Below are 18,394 nucleotides of genomic sequence, written 5' to 3'. Positions count from 1 at the left end.
AGACCCGCGCCGGGCCTCACGCCTTGCGCCGCGCCCGCAGCAGCACCCACGCCAGCGCGCTCAGCGCCGCCCCGCACCAGAAGGTGCCCCGGTAGCCGCTGTGGGCGGCGACGAGCCCGGTGAGGCCGCCGGAGAGGAGCTGGGCGACGGGGAAGGTCGCCGAGAAGAGCGCGGCGGCCGTCCCCGCCCCGCCCGGGATCTCGCGCTGCACGAGAACCATGGGCAGGCTCACGAGCACGGCGGTCCACAGCGCGTTGGGCACCTGGAGGAGGAGCAGGTACGGACCGGACGCGGCGAACGGCATGAGGACGAAGAACCCCGCCGCGAGCACGGCGGCACCCCGCACGAGCCGTTCCTCACCGAGCCGCCCGGCGAGCCTGCCCACGCCGATGAGCAGCGGTATCTCCAGCGCCGCGCACGTCCCCGCGAGCAGGCCCACGAGCGTGGCGCTCAGGCCGAGTTCGTGCGTGGCGTACGGGGCGAGCGCGATGAGGTACATACCGTCCGCGACGTTGACGGCCGTGGCGGCACCGAGCAACAGCCAGGTGCGTCGCGGCACTTGGTTGAGCGCGTCACGCAAACTGGTGGCGGGCGCATGCGCGCGGGGCACGCGCGGCAGCACCCAGCGGGCGAGGAGCGCGGCGAGCAGGAGAAGCGCGGCGAGGCCCGCGTACAGCGCCCCGAACCCCGTCCGCGTGAGCAGGAAGAGCCCGGCGGGCGGCCCGAGCACCCATCCGGCCGAGAACACGGCCCGCACGGAGGCGGTCCCGCGTGTGAGGGATCTGCCGGTGATTTCCGACAACTCCCGGGCGTACGCGAACACTTGCGACGCGTACGTTTGGGCGAGCCCGCCGAGCAGCGCGCCGATCGCGCACACGAGCGCGTACTGGCGTACGAGCGCGAAGCCACCGGCTCCCGCAGCCCCGGCGAGCGCGGCCATGACGAGCACGTTCCTGCGGTCGGTGAGCCGGTCCGACCACCGCCCGACGGTGAGCCCGAGCCCCACGGAGACGACGGCGCTCAGCACGAAGTACAACCCGACCCGCCCGGGCCCGGCGCCGGCCTCGTCGGCGAGGAAGAGACTGGTCGTCGTCCCGAACACGGACATGGCGAGCGCGTAACACGCGGTGGCGGCCCCGAGCACGCCGCTCGCGCGCGGAATGGTGGTGCGGACGGTCGTCACGACACTCTCCTGCCGGTCGGCGCAGGACCGGCACGGACGCACCGGCCCTAACGGCAGTCGGCTCCACGGAGAGAGCGGGCATGCCCTGGGTCGCGGGGAGAGTAACAAGGCGCGCGGCGGAGGCGGTAGGGGGTTTCGGCGCACCCGGGGCACGCGACGCACCCAGCTCCCCGCCCGCCCGAACCCGCCGGTTCAGCCCTTCCGGCCCGCCCGGGGTTCAGCCCGCCCGCTCCGCGTCCCCCCGCAGTACACACAGCTCATTTCCCTCCGGGTCGGCCAGGACGAGCCAGCCCGAACCGTCCGGTCGGCGGTGGTCGGCGACGAGGGTGGCTCCGAGGGCGAGCAGGCGGTCGGCCTCCGCGTCGCGGGTGGTCTCGGGGCGCAGGCACAAGTGGACGCGGTTCTTCGCGGTCTTGGGCTCGGGCACCTCGTTGAAGTACAGCATCGGGCCCTCAGCGAGAAGCACCGCCGTCTCGCGGTCGCCGGGGGCGCAGTCCGGGTCGAGGGGGCGGCCCGTCACCTCGCTCCAGAAGCACGCGAGGGCGTACGCGTCGGCGCAGTCGATCGCCACGTTCTGCACTACGGAGACCATGCGGGAGAGCTTAGGCGGAGGGCTCGGACGGAAGCGCTGGGACGGGGGGCGTTCGCGCCCGCCCCCTCACTGCTCCGGCGAGCGGTCCGTCAGGCAGTACTCGATGCCCGCCGTGTCGCGCATCACGTGCCACTCCGCGCCTTCGCGTACGTAGGTGGCGCCCGCGAGTTCGTGGCGGGCGCGGGCCGCCTCGCGGTCGGCTGTCGCGAAGTCGATGTGGGCGCCGGCGGGGCGGTCCTTCGCGAGGCGCTGGGCGAGGATGCGGAAGGGGAAGTCCCGTGCCGTACGCAGGTGTTGGTACTCGTCCTGGTTGGTCGGCTCGGCCTCCCAGCCGGTCATGCCGGTCCAGAAGGCCACCTCGTCCTCGTACGCCGAAGGGCCGATGTCCAGCGTCACCTGGTCGAGGCGCGCGCCGCCGAAGCTCGGCGGGGGGACGTTGAGCCCGTCGTCGTGGACGACGCAGAAGGGGAGACCGGCGGGGCTGCGGAGCACGACGAGGCCGGGCTCCTCGTGCTCCGTGAGGGCGCCGAGCCCAGCCGCGTTCCGCGCGAAGCCCTCGACGTCCGCGACCCCGAGGTCGAGGTGCGTACCGCCCCTGCCCTCGCGCAGCGACTGGTGCTTGAGGACGGCGTCGTAGGGCTCGGGCGGCAGGAACGTGACGAACTCGCCCTCCGCGCCGCGCGGCTCGGAGACCTCCGTGCCGGTCACGGCGGCCCAGAAGGCGCGGTCGCGGTCGGCACCGGCGCGGGGGCGGTCGACGAAGGCGTACCCCCAGTGGACGGGGCTGCTGCTGCTCATGCGGTCGGCTCCTCGATCGGGTGCTCGCTCGGGTTCTCGGCCTTCGGTGGCGTCGTGAGGTAGAGGGCCATCATGCGGGCCGCCTCGGTGAGGACCCAGTCATCGCCGCGCGGGTCCTCGCGAAAGGCCCGCTGGAGCAGGTCGTCGAGAGCGTCGACGGCCATCGCGACCCGCCGCTCGGCCTCGTCGGTGGCGGGGAGGCCGTAGTGCGTGGAGAGCGCGCGGTGCACGAGGGCGGCGACGCGCGCGTTGGCCCCGTCGCTCAGTTCCCGGGCCTCGGGGAGGCGCGGCGGGCCCGCGAGCCACAGGCTGCGGAAGCCGGGCTCGGTCCGGAAGCGTTCGGCGAAGGCCGCGACGAGGCGGCGGATCAGGCCCTCGACGGTCTCGCCGGGCGGGCGTTCGGCGGTGTGCCGGGCGACGAGCGTGACGTGGCTGTCCTGGAACTCGCGGGCGAGCGCGGCGGCGACGGCTTCCTTGTCCGGGAAGTAGCGGTAGAGGGCCCCGACGGAGATCCCGGCCTCGGCGGCGATGTGCTTCGTCGTGATCTCGCCGTACGGGCGGGTGTCCAGCAGACGCATGGTCGCGGCTTTGATCCGGGCGACCTTCTCCTTGCTGCGGCGCTGCTGGGGGCGCTCGCGCGCGGCGAGGGGCGGGGCGGGCGGCGGGGCGGAGGGCTCGGCGTGGGGCGCGGCGGCGGGAGTGGCGGGCGCGGGGGCCGGTGCCGGGGTGCGGTCGCTCGCGGCGGGGGGTGCGGTCTCGGCCATGGGGTCAGCGTGGCACAGGAGAGGGGTTGACGGGAGGAGCGGGCCAGTCAAACATGAACACGAGTCATGTTCATGTTCTAGGGGGGACACCATGGCCACGCTCGCTCCCGCCCGCTCCCGCGCCCTCGCCTTCCGGCTGCTGTGGGCCTCCGTCACCGTCTCCGCGCTCGGTGACGGCATCCGGTTCGTCGCGATGCCGCTGCTCGCCTCGCGCGTGACCGGCGATCCCCGGCTCATCGCCCTCGTCGCGGTCGCCGGGCACGTCTCCTGGCTGCTCAGTCCCCTCGCCGGGCTGCTCGCGGACCGGCTGCCCCGGCGTCCGGTACTCGTCGGGGTCGACGCGGGCCGCGCGCTGCTCGCGGGGCTCCTCGCCTGGGCGGTCGCCTCGGGGCAGTCCTCGGTGGGGCTGCTCGCCGTCGTCACGTTCCTGCTCGGTTGCGGGGAGGTCCTGTACGCGGCGGGGTGCGCGGGCGCGGTGCCCGCGCTCGTCGGCACGGACCGGCTGGCGGCGGCCAACTCCCGTCTCCAGTCGTCCGCGATCCTCAGCGACACGCTGCTCGGACCGCCGCTGGGGGCGATTCTGCTCGGCGCGGGCGCGGCCGTGCCGCTCGGCGCGGACGCGGTGAGCTTCGCGCTCGCGGCGGGGCTCGTGGCGTGCGCGACGCTGCCGGGCAGGCCGCCCGCGCCGCCGCTCGGGGGCCGGGTACGGGCGGAGGCGCTGGCGGGCCTCCGGCTCGTGGCGCGGGACCGGGCCATCCGCCGCTCGCTGCTCGGCAGCGCCACGTTCTCGCTGGTCACGGACGGTCTCGCGGCGATGCTCGTGGTGTGGACGGGGAGGGTGCTCGGGCTCGGCGACCTCGGGTACGCGCTCCTGGTCGCGGCCTTCGCCGTGGGCGGGCTCGCGGGCGCGCTGGTGGCGCCCCGGCTGCCGGTACGGGGCGTGCTGCGCGCGGCACCGTGGTGCGCGGCGCTGGCGTCCGCGCTGGCCGCGACGGCGCACGGCGCGCTCCTCGCGGGCGTCGCGCTCTTCACGTACGGCCTCGGCTTCGGCGCCTGGAACGTGCACGCGCAGACGGAACGGCAGCGGCGGACCCCGGTCGAGCTGATGGGGCGGGCGGGGGTCGCGGGGGCGGCGGTGTGCGGGCTCGCGAGCGCGACGGGAGCGGTGCTCGCGGGCGCGCTGACGACGGCGGCGGGACCGCGGGCGGCCTTCGCGGCGGGCGGGGTGGTGCTGGGCGGGCTGGCGGTGTGGTGGGGGCGGCGAGGGCGGTGAGGGGAGGGGGCGGCCCCGTACGCCGGTCGGCACCCCGCCCCCTCGCCTCCCCGCGCGTAGACTCGAACCATCCATGCCGGACGGGGGGTTGGGCACGTGAGTACGTGGTTGTGGGTGCTGTTCTTCGTGGTCGTCTTCGGGGGCGGCGGGATCGGTGAGCGCGCGCGCAGGGCGCTGCGGACGCGCCACAAGCGCAGGCTCGAACTCGCGGAGGCGAAGGCGCGCGGCGAACGGGCGCGGCTCGACGCCGCCCGGCCGCCCGAGCCGGTGTGCGGCTGCGGACACCACCTCGCGACGCACGACACGGAGGGCCACTGCCACGAGACGGTACGGACGGCCGTCGCCTGGGACGCGGACAACAAGCCGGAGCGGTACGAGGCGAGAGACTGCCCCTGCCAGCGGTACGTGGGCCCCGAACCGCTCAACCTCACCTTCGCCCAAGAGCTGACGGACCTGGACCACCGCTCGCGGGAGTGACGGGGAGGGGCGCGGTTGCGGCGGGTGGGGCGCGGACCGCCTCGGTCAGCTCGCCAGCACACCTCACCTCGCCCTTTCGCCGGGCGTCAGGAGCGGAGAGCGGCGCGGGCGGGCGAGGACGGACGGTCCACCGCCTCACGCAAAGGCGGCGCGGGCGCGCGCGATGAGCGCCAGGGCCGCGTCATCGTGCGCGGCCATCCCGTCCAGCTCCGCGAAGACGTCGGCGTACGCCTGTACGTCAGCGGGAGCGGTGAGTCTGAGGTAGCCGGAGACCAGTTCCACACTGGCCGCATCGGAGTCGTAGACCCAGAACCCTTCGGGGGCGACGCGCGCCCGCCCCAGCCCACCGGGCACGATCCCGAGCCGCACGTGCGGCAGTTCGGCCGTCGTCAGCAGGCGGTCGAGTTGCTCGATCTGCGTCCGCGCATCGCCGACGGCATTGCGCAACACGTGTTCCTCGATGACAAACGCGAACTCCTTTCCTCGGTCGAGAAGCACGCGCTGCCGTGCCATCCGCGAGGCGACGGCCTCCATGACGTCGTCCGGGACGTCGCGCCGCGTGCGGACGTTGCGCAAGACGTCCTCGGTGTAGGCGGCGGTCTGCAAGAGCCCGCACACGAGGGTGGGCGAGTACGTGCGAAAGCGCCGAGTCCGCTCGAAGACGGGCAGCCGTTCCTCTTGAAGGGGAAGAAGCCCGCCGCGTTCCAGATCGCGCCACGTTTCCCACACCACGCCGGAACCGGCATCGGCCGTCACTCCCCCAGTCCCCCGGACAGGAATGCTGCCCAGGCCACCGGACCGATCCGGAAGGCGGAGCGGTCGAGATCCTTGGAGTCGCGGACGTGAACGCGTGTGTCAGAGACGGCGACTTCGACGCAGTTGCCGCTGCCGCCGCTGCTGTACGAGGACTTGCGGAAGACGAGCGGCGGGCGCTGGCAGCGCGGGGAAACGGGCATTCCGGGGCTCCCTCACTTCGGGCTCCAAGAGAACTGCCCAGTGAGCGAGCCCCGAAATCCCCTCAGCTCAACGCGTTTCCGGCAGGAACGCCGCCCAGGCCGCCGCGCCCACCTGGAAGGCCGGGCGAGTGAGGTCCTTGGAGTCACGCACCCAGACAGCGGAGGGGGTACGGGCGACCTCAACGCAGTTGCCTGTGTCGCCGCTGCTGTACGAGGACTTGCGGAAGACGAGTGGCGGGCGCTGGCAGCGCTGGGAAACGGGCATTCCGGGGCTCCCTCACTTCAGGCTCCGAGGAAGCTGCCCAGCGAGCGAGCCCCGAAATCCCCTCCGCTCAACGCGCTTCCGGCAGGAACGCCTCCCAAGCCGCCGCAGCGATACGGAAAGCGGGGCGAGCCAAGTCCTTGGAGTCCCGGACCCACACAGCAGAGGCCGTGCGGGCGACCTCGACACAATTGCCGGTGTTGCCGCTGCTGTACGAGGACTTACGGAAGACGAGCGCGGCGTCGTGGCGCTTGGTGCTGGTCACGGTTTGTCGATCTCCTTGCTGAGTTGATGCAGGTACTCCGAAGTCTCCTCCGGCGCCAGCGCGTAGCTGGACATCTCAGCGAAGGCACGCTCGAAGCGCTGCACTTCGCTCTCCTTGTCGGATGTACTCACGGCCCCCCAGGGCGTGTCCACCTGGATATGGGGCCGGAGGGGCGGCTCCAAGGTGAGAATCGCGAAGTCGTGGTACTCGCGGTGCATCTGTCCTCCGCTCCACAGCGGAAGTACCTGAATCTGCACGTGCGGAAGCCGAGAGAGCATAGCGATCTCCTCCCACTGTTCCCGCATGGTCCCCACGCTGCCCACCAAAGTCCGCAACGCGGCCTCGCTGAGCACCGCCCGAATCCGCACCGGCCTTGGCTGCCGCTGGAAGACTCGGCGCTTCCGCTCCCGACGAAGTTCAACGTGCGTCTTGATGAAGCTCATCTGTACATCGTTCACCCGCTGCCCGTTCCCATACACGGCTCGCGTGTAGCGCTCCGTCTGGAGCAGGCCATGCACGGTGACCGGCTGGTACAGCTTGATCTCCTCCGCCTGCGCCTCCAGCCCCACGTACGTCGTCATACCCGCCGACATGACAGGCCGGTACGCCGTGATCCAGTCCTCCGTGCTCCGGTCCCGCGCCCACAGCTCGCACAGTTGCTCCCGCTGCGCGTCCCCGACCTCGTAGAGATCGAGCATCGCCTCCAGCACCGACTTCGTCCTGATGCGGGTGATCGCCCCCTCGATCCGCACCAGCCCGTATTCGCTTATCTTCTGGCGACGCAGCGCGGCGGCGGCCTGCTTGCGTGTCATCGGGGAGCCGTCGACGTAGGTGTTCTTGCGTGCGGCGAGCAGGTAAGCCGCGAGTTCGGCGCGCAGGGCGCCGCCACTTCGGCTCTGTCCTCTCCCAGCCATGGCCCGGCCTTTCTGGTTGCGTGACCATCACACGCGGCCTGCTCGCAGATTGTGACACCCCTCTGCACACGCGGGGCGCGTCCCGTACAGAGCCGCATATGCCAATCCGAGGTGAAGCGCACTTGCGGCCGCCGATTCGCTTGCTCGTGATCGGCGCCCGGCAGCACGGTAGTTGACAGAGACCTCGAACCGGTATCGAACCGGCGTTCCCGATGGTTCGTACATGTCGCTATGTTTCGTCATGCGCCGCAAAGCAGGAGCACACCCATGCCCGAAACCTCTCCTCGTCCCGAGCCTCCCGCCGCTCCCTCTCCGCCGCCCGCGTTTCCTCCCCCGCCGCCCGGCGGGCTCGTCTGGCCCGCGCTGACCGGCTCGCCGCTGTTGTGGAGCGAGGCGCACCGCGTACGGCTGGGGCTCGTGCGACAGACGTTCGGGGCCGCGCGGGCGGAGGGGTGGGCGCCGCGCGTCATCCCGTACGCGACCGGGAGGGAGGGGCGCCCGGACGGCGAATTGCTTCTGCTCGCCGAACACGCCTTCGCCCTGGGGTGGTTGTGCGGGGCGGCTCACTGGGACGAGGGCGGGCCGCTCGGGAGGCGGGCGGGGTGGGGCGAGGTCACGACGGCGCTGCGGCGCGGCGAGGCGCACGCCGTACTGACGTACGACGAAAGGGCGTTGAGTACGCAGGCGGTCGTGTACCGGGACTGGGTGCGGATGGCGACGGACCGGCTGTGGCTGCTCCTGCACGTACGGCCGCTCTTCACGCTGCGCCGCGCCGCGCCGGCGACGGGCTCGCCCGCCTGCGCCTTCGAGGGAGACCGGCCGTGAACGAAGTGCCCCGGCTGCCGGACGAGTTCACGGGGCTCCAAGTCCTCGTCGCTCCCTACGACTCGGAGCGCGCGCTGCTGCCCGCGCCACCGCGCCTCCTCGTCCGGGAGGGGCGTCTCGCCCTGCGCGGGGAGACGCGTGGCGACCGGGACGAACGCGGGGTCCTGTGGCTGCCGTACGCGCCCCGGGTCGACGGCGATACGCGTCAGCGGTACGCGGAGGTGCACGGGCGGCGGCAACGGCTGCTCATGGCGCGCCTGCGCTGCCAGGTGTGCGGGCGGCCCTCGCTGCACGTACCGGGGCGCGGCACGGCGTACCTGCTGCCGTACGCGCCGCCCGAGACGCTGCTACCCGTCCGCGAGGCGGGCGAGTGGCGGTACGCGCTGGAGGCCAACCCGCCCGTGTGCGCGGAGCACTTGAGGACCGGACCGCTGTGGTGCGACGGGCTGCGGCGGGTGCGGGGGTGGACCGTGGCATGGGTGCTGCGGGCGCCGGTCTCGGGCGTGCAGGGGTACGTGTACGACCTCGACGACCTGGAACGGCCGCCCGTGCTCGACTACGTGCCGCGCGGCGACCCGAGGCTCGGGGCCGTCGTCGCCGTACAGCTCGTACGGAGCCTGGAGCGGGTCAGCGTGGGGGAATCGCGCCCGCCGGGGTCGTGATGTGCCAGGCAGAGCAGGGCAGTTGAGGGTGGCCGGGGGACGCGCGCGCGGGGGCGTACGCACGGAGGCGCCCCGTACCGCGCCCCGCCCCCGCACCGGGCCCGCACCGATGTCACCTTCCGCGTTCCCCCTCTCACGTGGTGTCATGGCGAGGTGCGGTGCTGTCGGGGGTGAGGGGGGCGCGTGGGCTGGATCGAACGGTACGTGCGGCGGGACGGGACCGTCGTGCGCGGGCACTGGCGCTCGCCCGCCGGGGCCGGGCGGCAGACGCTGATCTTCCTGGGCGTGGTGGCCGTGGTGGCCCTCGGCGGCGCGGCGAACGGCGGAGGCCCGCGGCCCGGGGCGCCGGGCGCGCCCCGCGTGAGCGACCGGCCAAAGCCGCGCTGGACGGCCTCCTACCCCGTACGGCAGCCCTCGCCGCAGCCCCGGCCCGAGCCGACGTGGACGGTCTCGTACCCGGTGCGGTGGGAGCGGTGAGCCGCCGCAGTCCCGCGCGCCGCCGCACTCCCCCGGGCCGCCGTCCTCCCGCCCGACGACGGTCTCCCGCGCGCCGACGGCCACCGGTTCGCCGCTCCCCCGCACGCCGCTCCGGCCGTCGCTCCCCGCGCCGCGACGACGCACTCGGCTTCGCCGGCCTCGCCGTCCTGGGCCTCTTCCTGCTCCTCGCCCTCCTCCGCTGGCTCGCCGCCCACTGGTGGCTGCCGGCCGGGCTCGCGCTCGTCGGGGTGGCCGTGGGGGCGGTCGTACTGCGGCGGCGGGCCGAGCGGGTGCGGTGGGAGCGGGTGCGGCAGCGGGCGTTGCGGCTCGAACTGGGGACGCTCGACGCGCTGGGGCACCGGGAGTTCGAGTACGCGGTGCGGGACCTGCTGCTCCGCGACGGGTGCGCGGACGCCCGGCAGGTCGGCGGCGCGAACGACCGGGGCGCCGACGTCCTCGCCACGGACCCGTACGGGCGCAAGTGGCTCGTCCAGTGCAAGCACCGCAGGGACGGGGCCGCCGGGTCCGCCGTCGGTACGCCAGACCTCCAGCGCGTCAACGGCACGGCCCGTCAGCTCCACGGCGCCGACGTCGTCCTCGTCGTCACCAACGGCCGCTTCAGCGGTAAGTGCCCCGAACTGGCCAGGGACCTGCACATGCACTTGGTGGGCCGGGAGTTGCTCGGCACATGGGCGAGCGGGGCGCGCCCCCTGTGGGAGCTGCTGCCCCGCGTCCCCGCCCCGCGTCGGGCCTCCTGAGGCCCGTCAGAACGGCATGTGGCCGCGCGCCTTGCGGCCCGCCGAGCCGCTGTGGCCGACCGCCTTGGAGCTGCTGCTGAAGGGCTTGCTGAAGAGGCGGCCGAGGACGCCGGGGGCCTTGGACCCGGCGCGCGAGCCGAGGCCGAGCGTGCGCTGGGTGCCGCGCTGCGGCTTGTGGGAGAGCCGGGGGACGAGGAAGGCGAGGACGAGAAGAACGACGCAGACGCCGACAATGCCGAGGACGACCATGGGGGGCTCCTTGTGCCGTGGGCGCGAGCGGTCTCGGCCCTGGTGTGTTGCGGGCCGCGTGCCCGGTCACGGGGTCGTCATACCTGGTGACGTACATGCCCCGTACAGCCACAAGGGCGCCCGCGTGCCGCTCAACGGCCCCCGTCCCCCCAAGGGCTCAGCCCCTCCCGTCGTCGCTGTCCCATCCCCGGCGTCGGGTCGAGGTAGACCCGGGTCACGCGCGGGAAGCGGTCGCGGACGCGGCGTTCGGCCCGCTCGCAGGCCCACTCGATCTGCGCCGCCGTCGACGCGTCGCGGAAGTCGATCTTCGCGGCGATCAGGGCCTCGTCCGGGCCCTGGACGAGGGTCACGAGGTCGAGGACGGCCTCGACGTGCTCCGTCGCGAGGAGTTCGGCGCGGATCGCCTCGCGCTCTGCGGGCGGGAGGGGGCGCCCGGTGAGCAGTTCGGCGTTCGAGCGGCCGAGCACCCACGCGACCCAGACGAGGAGCACGCCGATGAGGAGCGAGGCGATGCCGTCCCAGGTGCCGTCGCCCGTCGCGTGCGCGAGCGCGATGCCGCCCGCGGCGAGGACGAGGCCGGCGAGCGCCGCCGAGTCCTCGAAGACGACGGCCTTGACGGTCGTGTCGCTCGTCCATCGCAGGTGGGAGAAGAAGGTCGTACGGGCGGCGCGGGCCTCCCCCGCCATCTGCCGGAGCCCCGTCCGCAGGGAGTAGCCCTCCAGGAGGAAGGCGATCGCCAGGACGATGTACGACACGAGGGGGTTGCCGAGGGTCTCGCCGTGCGTGAGCGTGTGGACGCCGTCGTAGACGGAGAAGACCGCGCCGCCGACGAACGTCGCGACGGAGGCGAGCAGCGCCCAGATGTAGCGCTCGTGGCCGTGACCGAGCGGGTGGTCCTCGTCGGCGGGTTTGGCGCTGCGGCGCAGCGCGAGCAGGAGCAGCAGCTCGGTGACCGTGTCCGCGAGCGAGTGCGCGGCCTCCGACAGCATCGCGGACGAGCCGCTGACGAGCCCGGCGACGAGCTTCGCCGCGGCGATCCCGAGGTTGGCGCCGGCGGCGACGAGGACGGTGAAGGTGCTCTCACCGCCACCGGAACCGGAGCCGCCACCGGGGTCGGGCGTGGCGGCGGGCGAGGGCTGCGCGGACCGTTCGGACGGCGGGGACTGCGGTACGGGATCGCTGCTGCTCATAGCGGCGCAGTATGGCCGTCCGCGCAGTTCCGGCCGCGAGGGACACGCCACCGCATGTCCCTCACCCCTCCGCCCTCACCCACCGTCACCGCGTGCGCCGCCCCCCGGCCGGCGCACGCCCAGAGACGGAGTGCGACGCTCCGCATGCGAATGACCACCGAAAGCGATGAGTTGTGCTAGTTTCGCACAATGGATATTGGCGCGCGTGTCGCTGAGGCGAGGTCCGAAAGGGGCCTCACTCAGGAACAGTTGGCCTCGGCTCTCGCGATGGAACGCTCAGCGCTTGCCAAGATCGAGACGGGAAACCGCCGGATCAGTGCCGTAGAGCTCGTGGCACTGGCCCGCGAACTGGGGCACCGGGTCGAGTGGTTCGTGGAGGAGCCGCCGCCCGCCCTCACCTCTTACCGCAACGCGCGACGCCAGGCCCCACGGGAGGTCATCGATACCGAGCTGACCGCTTTTGCCCGCCACACGGAGTTCGTGATCGCGCAGGGCAGCACCGCGCTGGTCGCCGGTCAGCCCGATCCGGTTCCCGCTCCCAAGACCATGGAAGAGGCAGAAGCCCTCGCCCACAAGGTGCGTCTCCTCCTGCGCCTGGAGAAGGCGCAGCCTCTGCATGACTTCGCCGCGCTCGCCGCTCGGCTGGGTTTACTGATCCTCTCCACCGACCTGGGCGAAGGCGCCGACGCCGGGACGGTTCTCCTCCGACGCGGCGGCGCCGCCGTCGTGAACGGCTACTGGAAGGTGGGGCGCCGTCGGCTGTCTGCCGCGCACGAGCTGGGCCACTACGTCATCGCGGACGAGTTCTCCCTGGATTGGCGGATCGCCGCCGAATCCCACGGCCTGGAGGCGCGCCTGGACCGCTTTGCCCGCGCCCTGCTCATGCCCGCCGAGGACGCGGCGAGACGCTGGACGCAATGGCTCGCCCGTACGGACGAGACATGGCGCGACGCCACGGTCCGGGCCGCGAGCCACTACGGCGTCGACATGGCGACCCTGGCCCGCCGTCTCCTCGAACTCGGCCTCGTACGAAACGGCCAGGCCCATGACATCCGGCAGGTCCGTACGAACGATGCGGACATCATCGAAAAGAACCTCGTGGTGCGCCCGGACCTCAAGCCGGTGTCGTTGCCACGTGTCTACGAGCAGGCGGTGCTCAAGCTCTACCGGGCCGAGTCGATCAGCGCCGAACGCGCCCTGGAACTGTTGTGGGGCACCATCGAGCGGGACTCCCTGCCCGAACTCGCCCCCGTTCCGGAGTCGGAGATCTGGGACGCGATCTCGTGACCCCACCACGCGACGTCTACGTCATCGACACGGGGCCGCTGAGCGCCTTCGCGGAAGCCCAGTACCTGGGCGTACTCAAGACTCTGCTCAGCGAGTACGAGGTGCTCATCCCGGACGTGGTCGCCGAGGAGATGCGCGAGGGCCTGGCCCAGCGCCCGCACCTGCACGCCGTACTGGACGCCGAGTGGATCAGCACGGTCGACCTGGTGACACCGGAACAGCTGAGGGCCTTCGCCTTCTACACGGGTCACCTTCTCGGGCCCGACGGAAAGAACAAGGGCGAGTGCGGAGTCCTGGCACTCGCCGAGACGTCGCCCTCGAACACGACAGCCCTCGTGGACGACAGGGTCGCCCTCAACCTCGCCCGGAGCCGCCGGATACCGGTACGTCGCACGCTTGGACTGCTCTGCGAGGCGATCCACGAAGGTCTGCTGACGATGCCGCTCGTGTCGGCGATGGCGGACGACCTGAACCGGAAGCACTACCGATTCCCCTTCGGCGTCGGGGGTTTCGCCGACTGGGCGAAGAGCGCTGGCGCTCTCTGACCACGCGAGGTGCGGGCCGGTGACGCCCTGCGGGCCCAGCGGAAACGCCCCGCCGGGCCCATCCCCATGCGACGCGCTCCGTCACCGCTCGCGCGGCACCCGCATCAGGCCCTCCTGGATGACCGATATGGCGAGCCGCCCGTCCTGCGTGTAGATGCGGGCCTGGCCCAGGCCCCGGCCGCCCGAGGACGAGGGGGACTCCTGGTCGTACAGGAGCCACTCGTCGGCGCGGAAGGGCCGGTGGAACCACATCGCGTGGTCGAGGCTCGCGCCGACGATGTCGCCCGTGACCCAGCCGCCGCGCCCGTGCGCGAGGAGGACGGAGTCGAGCAGCGTCATGTCCGAGACGTACGTCGCGAGGCAGACGTGCAGGAGCGGGTCGTCCCCCGCGAGTTTGCCGTTGGTGCGGAACCACACCTGCGAGCGGGGCTCGCGCGGCTGCCCGGCGGTCGCGTACGGGGGCGGGTCCACGTACCGCAGGTCGACCGCCTCGCGGGCTTCGAGCAGCTTGCGCACGACCTCGGGGCCGCCGACCGCCTCGGCGTACCGGGGCAGGGCCTCGGGCGCGCTGGGCAGCGACTCGGGGTCGGGCGCGGGCGGCATCGGCGCCTGGTGGTCGAGCCCCTCCTCGTACACCTGGAAGGAGCACGAGAGGTGGAAGATCGGCTGACCGTGCTGGATCGCGACGACGCGCCGGGTCGTGAAGGAGCGGCCGTCCCTGATGCGGTCCACGCGGTAGACGATGGGCGCGCCGGGGTCGCCCGCGACGAGGAAGTACGCGTGCAGCGAGTGCGCGTACCGGTCGGCGGGCACGGTGCGGCCCGCGGCGACGAGCGCCTGGGCCGCGACCTGCCCGCCGAAGACGCGCGGGACGAGGGTGGGCCGGGACTGGCCCCGGAAGATGTCCACCTCGATCCGCTCCAGGTCGAGCAGGTCGAGCAGGTCGTCGAGTGCTTCGCTCATACGGCGTACTCTCTCCTACTCGCGACGGAGTCCGCCGTGCGGGCGGCCGGCCTCGCCGTCCGCCGGGCGGACTCCCTCGTCGGTCGGGTCACCGGCTCACAGCCCCATGTTCTTCGCGATGATCATCTTCATGACCTCGCTCGTGCCACCGTAGATGCGGTTGACGCGGTTGTCCGCGTACAGGCGGGCGATCGGGTACTCGTTCATGTAGCCGTAACCGCCGTGCAGCTGGAGGCAGCGGTCGATGACACGCGAGGCGACCTCGGTGCAGAAGAGCTTCGCGGACGCGGCCTCGGCGGCGGTCAGCTCACCCTTGTCGTGCGCTTCGAGCGCGCGGTCGCACACGGCCTCGGCGGCGTCGACCTCGGCCTTGCAGGCCGCCAGCTCGAACTTCGTGTTCTGGAACGCGGCGACGGGCTTGCCGAAGACGGTGCGGTCCTGAACGTACTGCTGTGCGAAGCGGACGGCTGCGGCGGCCTGCGCGTAGGCGCCGACGGCGATGCCGAGGCGCTCCTGCGGGAGGTTCTGGCCGAGGTAGGAGAAGCCCTTGTTCTCCTCGCCGAGGAGGTCGGTGACGGGGACCTTGACGTCGGTGAAGGAGAGTTCGGCGGTGTCGGAGGTCTTGAGGCCGAGCTTGTCGAGCTTGCGGCCGACCGCGTAGCCCTCGGACTTCGTGTCGACGACGAGGAGCGAGATGCCGAAGCGGCGGTCGTCCTCCTTCGGCGGCGCGGTGCGGGCGCAGACGATGACGCGGTCGGCGTGGACGCCGCCCGTGATGAAGGTCTTGGCGCCGTTGAGGACGTAGTGCGTGCCGTCCGCCGAGAGCTTCGCGGTGGTCTTCATGCCCGCGAGGTCGGAGCCGGTGCCGGGCTCGGTCATCGCGATGGCGAACATGGTGCGGCCCGAGACGAAGTCGGGGAGCCAGCGCTTCTTCTGCTCCTCGGTGGCGTACGCCTTGAGGTAGGGCAGGCACAGCGCGACGTGCACGCCGCTGCCGCCGAGCGAGACGCCCGCGCGGGCGGTCTCCTCGGAGAGGATCGCCTGGAACTTGAAGGACTCCTCGCCCGCGCCGCCGAACTCCTCGGGCACCTCGATCCCGAAGATGCCCAGCTCACCGAGCTTGTAGTAGAAGTCGCGCGGCGCCTGCCCGGCGGCCAGCCACTCCTCGTGCTGGGGGACGACCTCGGCCTCGATGAAGGCGCGGATCGTCTCGCGGAACGCCTCGTGGTCCTCGTTGTAAACGGTACGGCGCACTGACGCCACCCTCCTTCGGCGGCCGGTGCCGGTCCGCCCCTCTGCCGCGACCGGTGCGGGGTCCGCCTCTCGGCGGCCGGTGCGGGCCGGTCGGCGCGGTACGTACGAAGGCGGGGCGCCGGACATACTAAGCGCCCGCTCACCCTTGAAGTTACCCGCACGTATGGCGGGTGTCCAGACGGGAGGGGGGCGGGAGCGGGGCACCCCGTACGACGGAACCGGCCCGGCTCACACCGCGCAGGAGCCGCCCCCGGGCCGCCCGCGCTGGGCACGCGTGGAGACGAGGAGCGCCGCCATCTCGTCCGGGTCGACGTCGTCCTCGCCCTCCACGGCGGGGTCCATCCCGACCGGCTCGGGCTCGGCCTCGGGGGGCGGCCCGGCCTTCAGCTGCCCGAGCGGGAAGAAAGCGGTCATGGTGCACCTCCGGGGAGTGTGTGGTCGTGCGGGACCGACTGTACGCGGGGCGTACGCGCGTACAGGGTGTCCCTCGTGGGGGGACTTCTGACGCCGGGGCTGGAACAATCTCCCTAAAGTGGGCGCACACCCGTCGGGGCCACGCGTGGATCCCCGACCGGACGAGGAGACGTACTGACATGAGTGTCGCCATGGATCACACGGGCCCGTGGACGGTCGCGGATGTTCTTGCCCTCCCGGAAGACAGGACCGTCCGCCACGAGTTGCTGGGGGAAAGCCTTCTCGTGTCTCCCGCTCCGGGCTCCTCTCACCAGCGCGCCTCCTTCCATCTGCACACGCTTCTCCGGACCGCCGCGATCACAGCGGGAGCACCGGTGGACATCCTGGAAGCGGTGAACGTTGTCATGCCCTCCGGCTTGGCGGTTCCCGATGTGATCGTCTGCGATTCCGCCGTGACGGAGTCCGACGGCGCACGTATGGATGCGGAGGCGGTACTGCTCGCGGTCGAGGTGGTCACGCCAGGCAGTCGGGCCATGGACCAGGTCAAGCCGTTCCTCTACGCGGAAGCCGGTATCCCACACTTCTGGCGGCTCGAACTGGCCCCGGCTCCGATGCTCGTCGTCCACGAGCTGGAGGACGGCAGCTATACGGAGCGGCTGACCGCCCTCGCGGGCACCACCACGCACCTCAAGGCCCCCTTCCCCCTGGACGTGGACCCGGCCGTTCTCACGCAGAAGTAGTACCGGCCTCGGCATAATCGCCCTCTGTGCACCCCTCCTTCGACGCCCTCCTCGCCCGCGCCCGCCGTCTCTCCGTCCCCGGCCGTCGTCGCCTCCTCGGGATCGCCGGGGCGCCCGGGGCCGGGAAGTCGACGCTGGCGGAGCGGATCGTGGCCGCCGTGCCCGGCTCCGTGCTCGTACCGATGGACGGATTCCATCTGGCGCAGGCGGAGTTGGAGCGGCTGGGGCGCGCGGGGCGGAAGGGGGCGCCCGACACGTTCGACGCGGCCGGGTACGTGGCGCTCCTGCGGCGGCTGCGGGAGCCGGTGGCGGACGAGGTCGTGTACGCGCCGCTGTTCCGGCGGGAGTGGGAGGAACCGGTCGCCGGGGCCGTGCCCGTGCGGCCCGGCGCCCCGCTCGTCGTCACCGAGGGCAATTACCTGCTGCTCGACGCGGGCCCGTGGGTGCCCGTACGGGAGTTGCTCGACGAGACGTGGTTCCTCGCCCCGGACCCGGCCACGCGCGTACGGCGGCTCGTGGAACGGCACGTGCGGTACGGGAGGTCGCACGCGGAGGCAGAGCGGTGGGTGGCGGATTCGGACGAGGTCAACGCGCGGGTGGTGGAGGGCAGTCGGGGGCGGGCGGACGTGCTCGTACGGGCGTGAGGGGCGCCCCGGGCTGCGTACCCGCGCGGGGCCCCTCCGTCAACTCCCCACCTCCCGCAGGAAGTCCGCCGCCACCTGCCCCCAGCCCTCGACCTCGGTCGCCGTTCGCGCCACCGACAGGCGGGCGCCCGGGATGTGTTCCGCGACGGTCTCGGCGGAGGAGACGGGGTGGCCCGGGTCGGTGTCCCAGGCGAGGACGAGGGTGGGGACCGTGACGCGGGCCAGGGTCTCGGGGGCCGGGAGGTCGGAGCCGGCGGCGCCCTCCAGGACGGCGGGCAGGAGAGAGGCGCGGATGTCGATGCCGCCCTGCTCGCGCCCGGCGAAGATCGCCGGGGCGGGGGCGGCGGCGCGCAGGGTGTCCAGACCGGCGGGGTCCTCGGCGGCGAGCGCCGCCATCCGCCGGTAGAGCCCGGCCTGCGCGGCGCGGGTCTCCCACGCGGTGGGGACGGCGGTGAGGACGAGCGCGAAGAAGCGCTCAGGGGCGCGCAGCGCGGCGTGCAGCGCCGTCGCCGTGCCCATGGAGGAGCCGATCGCGGCGACGGGCGCCTCCGGCGAGAAGTGGTCGGCGAGGGCGAGCATGTCGCCGGCCAGAGCGCTCCACTCGTACGCGGCCGGTTCGGGCCTGCCCCCGCTCTCGCCGTGTCCCCGCGCGTCGTAGGCGACGAGGCGGTGGTGCGCCGCGACGGGGGTGTAGTCGGGGAGCCCGTACCGGGCGTCGTGGGCGCGGCTACAGGTGATGCCGTGCGCGAGCAGCACGGCGGCCCCCGTCCCGCGCACGGTGCAGGCGAGGCGGGCGCCGGGGAGGGGAACGACGGGGAAGTCGGCGGCGGGCACGGCGGGTTGCTGCGTCATGAAGGGGGCTCCTCTGCGGGGCTGCGGGGCGGGGGCGGGGCTGGGGCCGA

At 72.9% G+C, this 18,394-nt stretch carries 25 protein-coding genes; 10 read left to right on the top strand and 15 right to left on the bottom strand.

Annotation, left to right across the window (positions count from 1 at the left end):
* Positions 1-16: 16 nt before the first annotated feature.
* The 4 genes from ACIP4O_RS12510 to ACIP4O_RS12495 form a co-directional block, all read right to left on the bottom strand.
* Positions 17-1,183 (bottom strand): MFS transporter, encoded by a 1,167-nt coding sequence (locus ACIP4O_RS12510; RefSeq protein ID WP_401574383.1) that lies wholly within the window; start codon positions 1,181-1,183, stop codon positions 17-19.
* A gap of 217 nt (positions 1,184-1,400) precedes the next feature.
* A complete protein-coding gene (locus tag ACIP4O_RS12505; RefSeq protein ID WP_361328378.1) occupies positions 1,401-1,775 on the bottom strand; it encodes a VOC family protein in 375 nt (124 codons plus the stop codon).
* A 66-nt stretch (positions 1,776-1,841) separates the two neighbouring features.
* Positions 1,842-2,573: a VOC family protein gene (locus ACIP4O_RS12500; RefSeq protein ID WP_401574381.1), complete on the bottom strand. Its 732-nt coding sequence runs from the start codon at positions 2,571-2,573 to the stop codon at positions 1,842-1,844.
* Complete coding sequence (locus tag ACIP4O_RS12495; RefSeq protein WP_401574379.1) at positions 2,570-3,337, bottom strand: TetR/AcrR family transcriptional regulator; 768 nt, start codon at positions 3,335-3,337, stop codon at positions 2,570-2,572. The genes ACIP4O_RS12500 and ACIP4O_RS12495 overlap by 4 nt, the downstream gene beginning before the upstream one ends.
* A 91-nt stretch (positions 3,338-3,428) precedes the next feature.
* Between ACIP4O_RS12495 and ACIP4O_RS12490 the strand changes: the two genes are divergently transcribed.
* Entirely contained in the window at positions 3,429-4,610 is a 1,182-nt protein-coding gene (locus tag ACIP4O_RS12490) for an MFS transporter (protein ID WP_401574377.1), read from the top strand.
* A gap of 96 nt (positions 4,611-4,706) precedes the next feature.
* Positions 4,707-5,087 carry a hypothetical protein gene (locus ACIP4O_RS12485; protein ID WP_401574375.1) on the top strand — a complete coding sequence of 127 codons (381 nt, stop codon included), beginning with the start codon at positions 4,707-4,709 and terminating at the stop codon, positions 5,085-5,087.
* Between the two features lie 135 nt (positions 5,088-5,222).
* Here ACIP4O_RS12485 and ACIP4O_RS12480 read toward each other — a convergent pair whose 3' ends face one another.
* The 5 genes from ACIP4O_RS12480 to ACIP4O_RS12460 form a co-directional block, all read right to left on the bottom strand.
* The gene (locus ACIP4O_RS12480; protein ID WP_401574373.1) at positions 5,223-5,843 is read right to left on the bottom strand and encodes a DUF5753 domain-containing protein; all 621 of its coding nucleotides are present in this window, start codon (positions 5,841-5,843) and stop codon (positions 5,223-5,225) included.
* The gene (locus ACIP4O_RS12475; RefSeq protein ID WP_401574371.1) at positions 5,840-6,043 is read right to left on the bottom strand and encodes a DUF397 domain-containing protein; all 204 of its coding nucleotides are present in this window, start codon (positions 6,041-6,043) and stop codon (positions 5,840-5,842) included. The genes ACIP4O_RS12480 and ACIP4O_RS12475 overlap by 4 nt, the downstream gene beginning before the upstream one ends.
* A gap of 67 nt (positions 6,044-6,110) precedes the next feature.
* Complete coding sequence (locus tag ACIP4O_RS12470) at positions 6,111-6,308, bottom strand: DUF397 domain-containing protein (RefSeq protein WP_401574369.1); 198 nt, start codon at positions 6,306-6,308, stop codon at positions 6,111-6,113.
* A 67-nt stretch (positions 6,309-6,375) separates the two neighbouring features.
* Positions 6,376-6,570 carry a DUF397 domain-containing protein gene (locus ACIP4O_RS12465; RefSeq protein ID WP_401574367.1) on the bottom strand — a complete coding sequence of 65 codons (195 nt, stop codon included), beginning with the start codon at positions 6,568-6,570 and terminating at the stop codon, positions 6,376-6,378.
* Positions 6,567-7,484 carry a DUF5753 domain-containing protein gene (locus ACIP4O_RS12460; RefSeq protein ID WP_401574364.1) on the bottom strand — a complete coding sequence of 306 codons (918 nt, stop codon included), beginning with the start codon at positions 7,482-7,484 and terminating at the stop codon, positions 6,567-6,569. Before ACIP4O_RS12460 ends, ACIP4O_RS12465 begins: the two co-directional genes overlap by 4 nt.
* Before the next feature lie 267 nt (positions 7,485-7,751).
* On the opposite strand from ACIP4O_RS12460, the gene ACIP4O_RS12455 reads away from it, so the two are divergent.
* The 4 genes from ACIP4O_RS12455 to ACIP4O_RS12440 all read left to right on the top strand — a co-directional run bounded on the left by ACIP4O_RS12455 (position 7,752) and on the right by ACIP4O_RS12440 (position 10,206).
* Entirely contained in the window at positions 7,752-8,309 is a 558-nt protein-coding gene (locus ACIP4O_RS12455; RefSeq protein ID WP_401574362.1) for a hypothetical protein, read from the top strand.
* Positions 8,306-8,971 carry a hypothetical protein gene (locus tag ACIP4O_RS12450; RefSeq protein WP_401574360.1) on the top strand — a complete coding sequence of 222 codons (666 nt, stop codon included), beginning with the start codon at positions 8,306-8,308 and terminating at the stop codon, positions 8,969-8,971. The genes ACIP4O_RS12455 and ACIP4O_RS12450 overlap by 4 nt, the downstream gene beginning before the upstream one ends.
* 183 nt (positions 8,972-9,154) lie before the next feature.
* The gene (locus ACIP4O_RS12445; RefSeq protein ID WP_401574358.1) at positions 9,155-9,448 is read left to right on the top strand and encodes a hypothetical protein; all 294 of its coding nucleotides are present in this window, start codon (positions 9,155-9,157) and stop codon (positions 9,446-9,448) included.
* Positions 9,445-10,206, top strand: coding sequence for a restriction endonuclease (locus ACIP4O_RS12440; RefSeq protein ID WP_401574356.1), 762 nt, complete (start codon positions 9,445-9,447; stop codon positions 10,204-10,206). Before ACIP4O_RS12445 ends, ACIP4O_RS12440 begins: the two co-directional genes overlap by 4 nt.
* Before the next feature lie 6 nt (positions 10,207-10,212).
* Here ACIP4O_RS12440 and ACIP4O_RS12435 read toward each other — a convergent pair whose 3' ends face one another.
* Together ACIP4O_RS12435 and ACIP4O_RS12430 are read right to left on the bottom strand one after the other, a co-directional pair.
* Complete coding sequence (locus tag ACIP4O_RS12435) at positions 10,213-10,455, bottom strand: DUF6411 family protein (protein WP_401574354.1); 243 nt, start codon at positions 10,453-10,455, stop codon at positions 10,213-10,215.
* Positions 10,456-10,586: 131 nt separating this feature from the next.
* On the bottom strand, positions 10,587-11,645 hold the full coding sequence (locus ACIP4O_RS12430) for a cation diffusion facilitator family transporter (protein WP_401574352.1): 1,059 nt from the start codon (positions 11,643-11,645) through the stop codon (positions 10,587-10,589).
* Positions 11,646-11,834: 189 nt separating this feature from the next.
* Here ACIP4O_RS12430 and ACIP4O_RS12425 point away from each other — a divergent pair, with 189 nt between their 5' ends.
* Both ACIP4O_RS12425 and ACIP4O_RS12420 read left to right on the top strand, forming a co-directional pair.
* Positions 11,835-12,932: a helix-turn-helix domain-containing protein gene (locus ACIP4O_RS12425; protein ID WP_401574350.1), complete on the top strand. Its 1,098-nt coding sequence runs from the start codon at positions 11,835-11,837 to the stop codon at positions 12,930-12,932.
* The gene (locus tag ACIP4O_RS12420) at positions 12,929-13,477 is read left to right on the top strand and encodes a hypothetical protein (protein ID WP_401574348.1); all 549 of its coding nucleotides are present in this window, start codon (positions 12,929-12,931) and stop codon (positions 13,475-13,477) included. The genes ACIP4O_RS12425 and ACIP4O_RS12420 overlap by 4 nt, the downstream gene beginning before the upstream one ends.
* An 81-nt stretch (positions 13,478-13,558) precedes the next feature.
* Here the strand turns inward: ACIP4O_RS12420 and ACIP4O_RS12415 are convergent, their stop codons facing one another.
* From ACIP4O_RS12415 to ACIP4O_RS12405, 3 genes are all read right to left on the bottom strand, one after another.
* Complete coding sequence (locus ACIP4O_RS12415; RefSeq protein ID WP_401574346.1) at positions 13,559-14,440, bottom strand: acyl-CoA thioesterase; 882 nt, start codon at positions 14,438-14,440, stop codon at positions 13,559-13,561.
* Between the two features lie 96 nt (positions 14,441-14,536).
* Complete coding sequence (locus ACIP4O_RS12410) at positions 14,537-15,694, bottom strand: acyl-CoA dehydrogenase family protein (protein ID WP_401574344.1); 1,158 nt, start codon at positions 15,692-15,694, stop codon at positions 14,537-14,539.
* 228 nt (positions 15,695-15,922) lie between these two features.
* On the bottom strand, positions 15,923-16,108 hold the full coding sequence (locus tag ACIP4O_RS12405) for a hypothetical protein (protein WP_164286643.1): 186 nt from the start codon (positions 16,106-16,108) through the stop codon (positions 15,923-15,925).
* A 179-nt stretch (positions 16,109-16,287) separates the two neighbouring features.
* Here ACIP4O_RS12405 and ACIP4O_RS12400 point away from each other — a divergent pair, with 179 nt between their 5' ends.
* Both ACIP4O_RS12400 and ACIP4O_RS12395 read left to right on the top strand, forming a co-directional pair.
* Positions 16,288-16,848, top strand: coding sequence for a Uma2 family endonuclease (locus tag ACIP4O_RS12400; protein ID WP_401574342.1), 561 nt, complete (start codon positions 16,288-16,290; stop codon positions 16,846-16,848).
* A 26-nt stretch (positions 16,849-16,874) separates the two neighbouring features.
* Entirely contained in the window at positions 16,875-17,492 is a 618-nt protein-coding gene (locus tag ACIP4O_RS12395; protein WP_401574340.1) for a nucleoside/nucleotide kinase family protein, read from the top strand.
* 39 nt (positions 17,493-17,531) lie between these two features.
* On the opposite strand, the gene ACIP4O_RS12390 is transcribed toward ACIP4O_RS12395, so the two are convergent.
* On the bottom strand, positions 17,532-18,344 hold the full coding sequence (locus ACIP4O_RS12390) for an alpha/beta fold hydrolase (RefSeq protein ID WP_401574338.1): 813 nt from the start codon (positions 18,342-18,344) through the stop codon (positions 17,532-17,534).
* Positions 18,345-18,394 lie beyond the last annotated feature (50 nt).

Source organism: Streptomyces sp. NPDC088923, from assembly GCF_044749745.1.
Taxonomy (GTDB): Bacteria; Actinomycetota; Actinomycetes; order Streptomycetales; family Streptomycetaceae; genus Streptomyces.
Note: the sequence above shows the minus strand (reverse complement) of the source record. Positions and strands in the feature narration are given on the sequence as shown.

Coding starts and splice junctions, on each gene's coding strand:
- ACIP4O_RS12455 (WP_401574362.1), top strand. CDS start 7,752: ATGCCCGAAACCTCTCCTCGTCCCGAGCCTCCCGCCGCTCCCTCTCCG.
- ACIP4O_RS12500 (WP_401574381.1), bottom strand. CDS start 2,573: ATGAGCAGCAGCAGCCCCGTCCACTGGGGGTACGCCTTCGTCGACCGC.
- ACIP4O_RS12490 (WP_401574377.1), top strand. CDS start 3,429: ATGGCCACGCTCGCTCCCGCCCGCTCCCGCGCCCTCGCCTTCCGGCTG.
- ACIP4O_RS12435 (WP_401574354.1), bottom strand. CDS start 10,455: ATGGTCGTCCTCGGCATTGTCGGCGTCTGCGTCGTTCTTCTCGTCCTC.
- ACIP4O_RS12505 (WP_361328378.1), bottom strand. CDS start 1,775: ATGGTCTCCGTAGTGCAGAACGTGGCGATCGACTGCGCCGACGCGTAC.
- ACIP4O_RS12425 (WP_401574350.1), top strand. CDS start 11,835: ATGGATATTGGCGCGCGTGTCGCTGAGGCGAGGTCCGAAAGGGGCCTC.
- ACIP4O_RS12475 (WP_401574371.1), bottom strand. CDS start 6,043: ATGCCCGTTTCCCCGCGCTGCCAGCGCCCGCCGCTCGTCTTCCGCAAG.
- ACIP4O_RS12430 (WP_401574352.1), bottom strand. CDS start 11,645: ATGAGCAGCAGCGATCCCGTACCGCAGTCCCCGCCGTCCGAACGGTCC.
- ACIP4O_RS12405 (WP_164286643.1), bottom strand. CDS start 16,108: ATGACCGCTTTCTTCCCGCTCGGGCAGCTGAAGGCCGGGCCGCCCCCC.
- ACIP4O_RS12400 (WP_401574342.1), top strand. CDS start 16,288: ATGAGTGTCGCCATGGATCACACGGGCCCGTGGACGGTCGCGGATGTT.
- ACIP4O_RS12495 (WP_401574379.1), bottom strand. CDS start 3,337: ATGGCCGAGACCGCACCCCCCGCCGCGAGCGACCGCACCCCGGCACCG.
- ACIP4O_RS12460 (WP_401574364.1), bottom strand. CDS start 7,484: ATGGCTGGGAGAGGACAGAGCCGAAGTGGCGGCGCCCTGCGCGCCGAA.
- ACIP4O_RS12390 (WP_401574338.1), bottom strand. CDS start 18,344: ATGACGCAGCAACCCGCCGTGCCCGCCGCCGACTTCCCCGTCGTTCCC.
- ACIP4O_RS12415 (WP_401574346.1), bottom strand. CDS start 14,440: ATGAGCGAAGCACTCGACGACCTGCTCGACCTGCTCGACCTGGAGCGG.
- ACIP4O_RS12470 (WP_401574369.1), bottom strand. CDS start 6,308: ATGCCCGTTTCCCAGCGCTGCCAGCGCCCGCCACTCGTCTTCCGCAAG.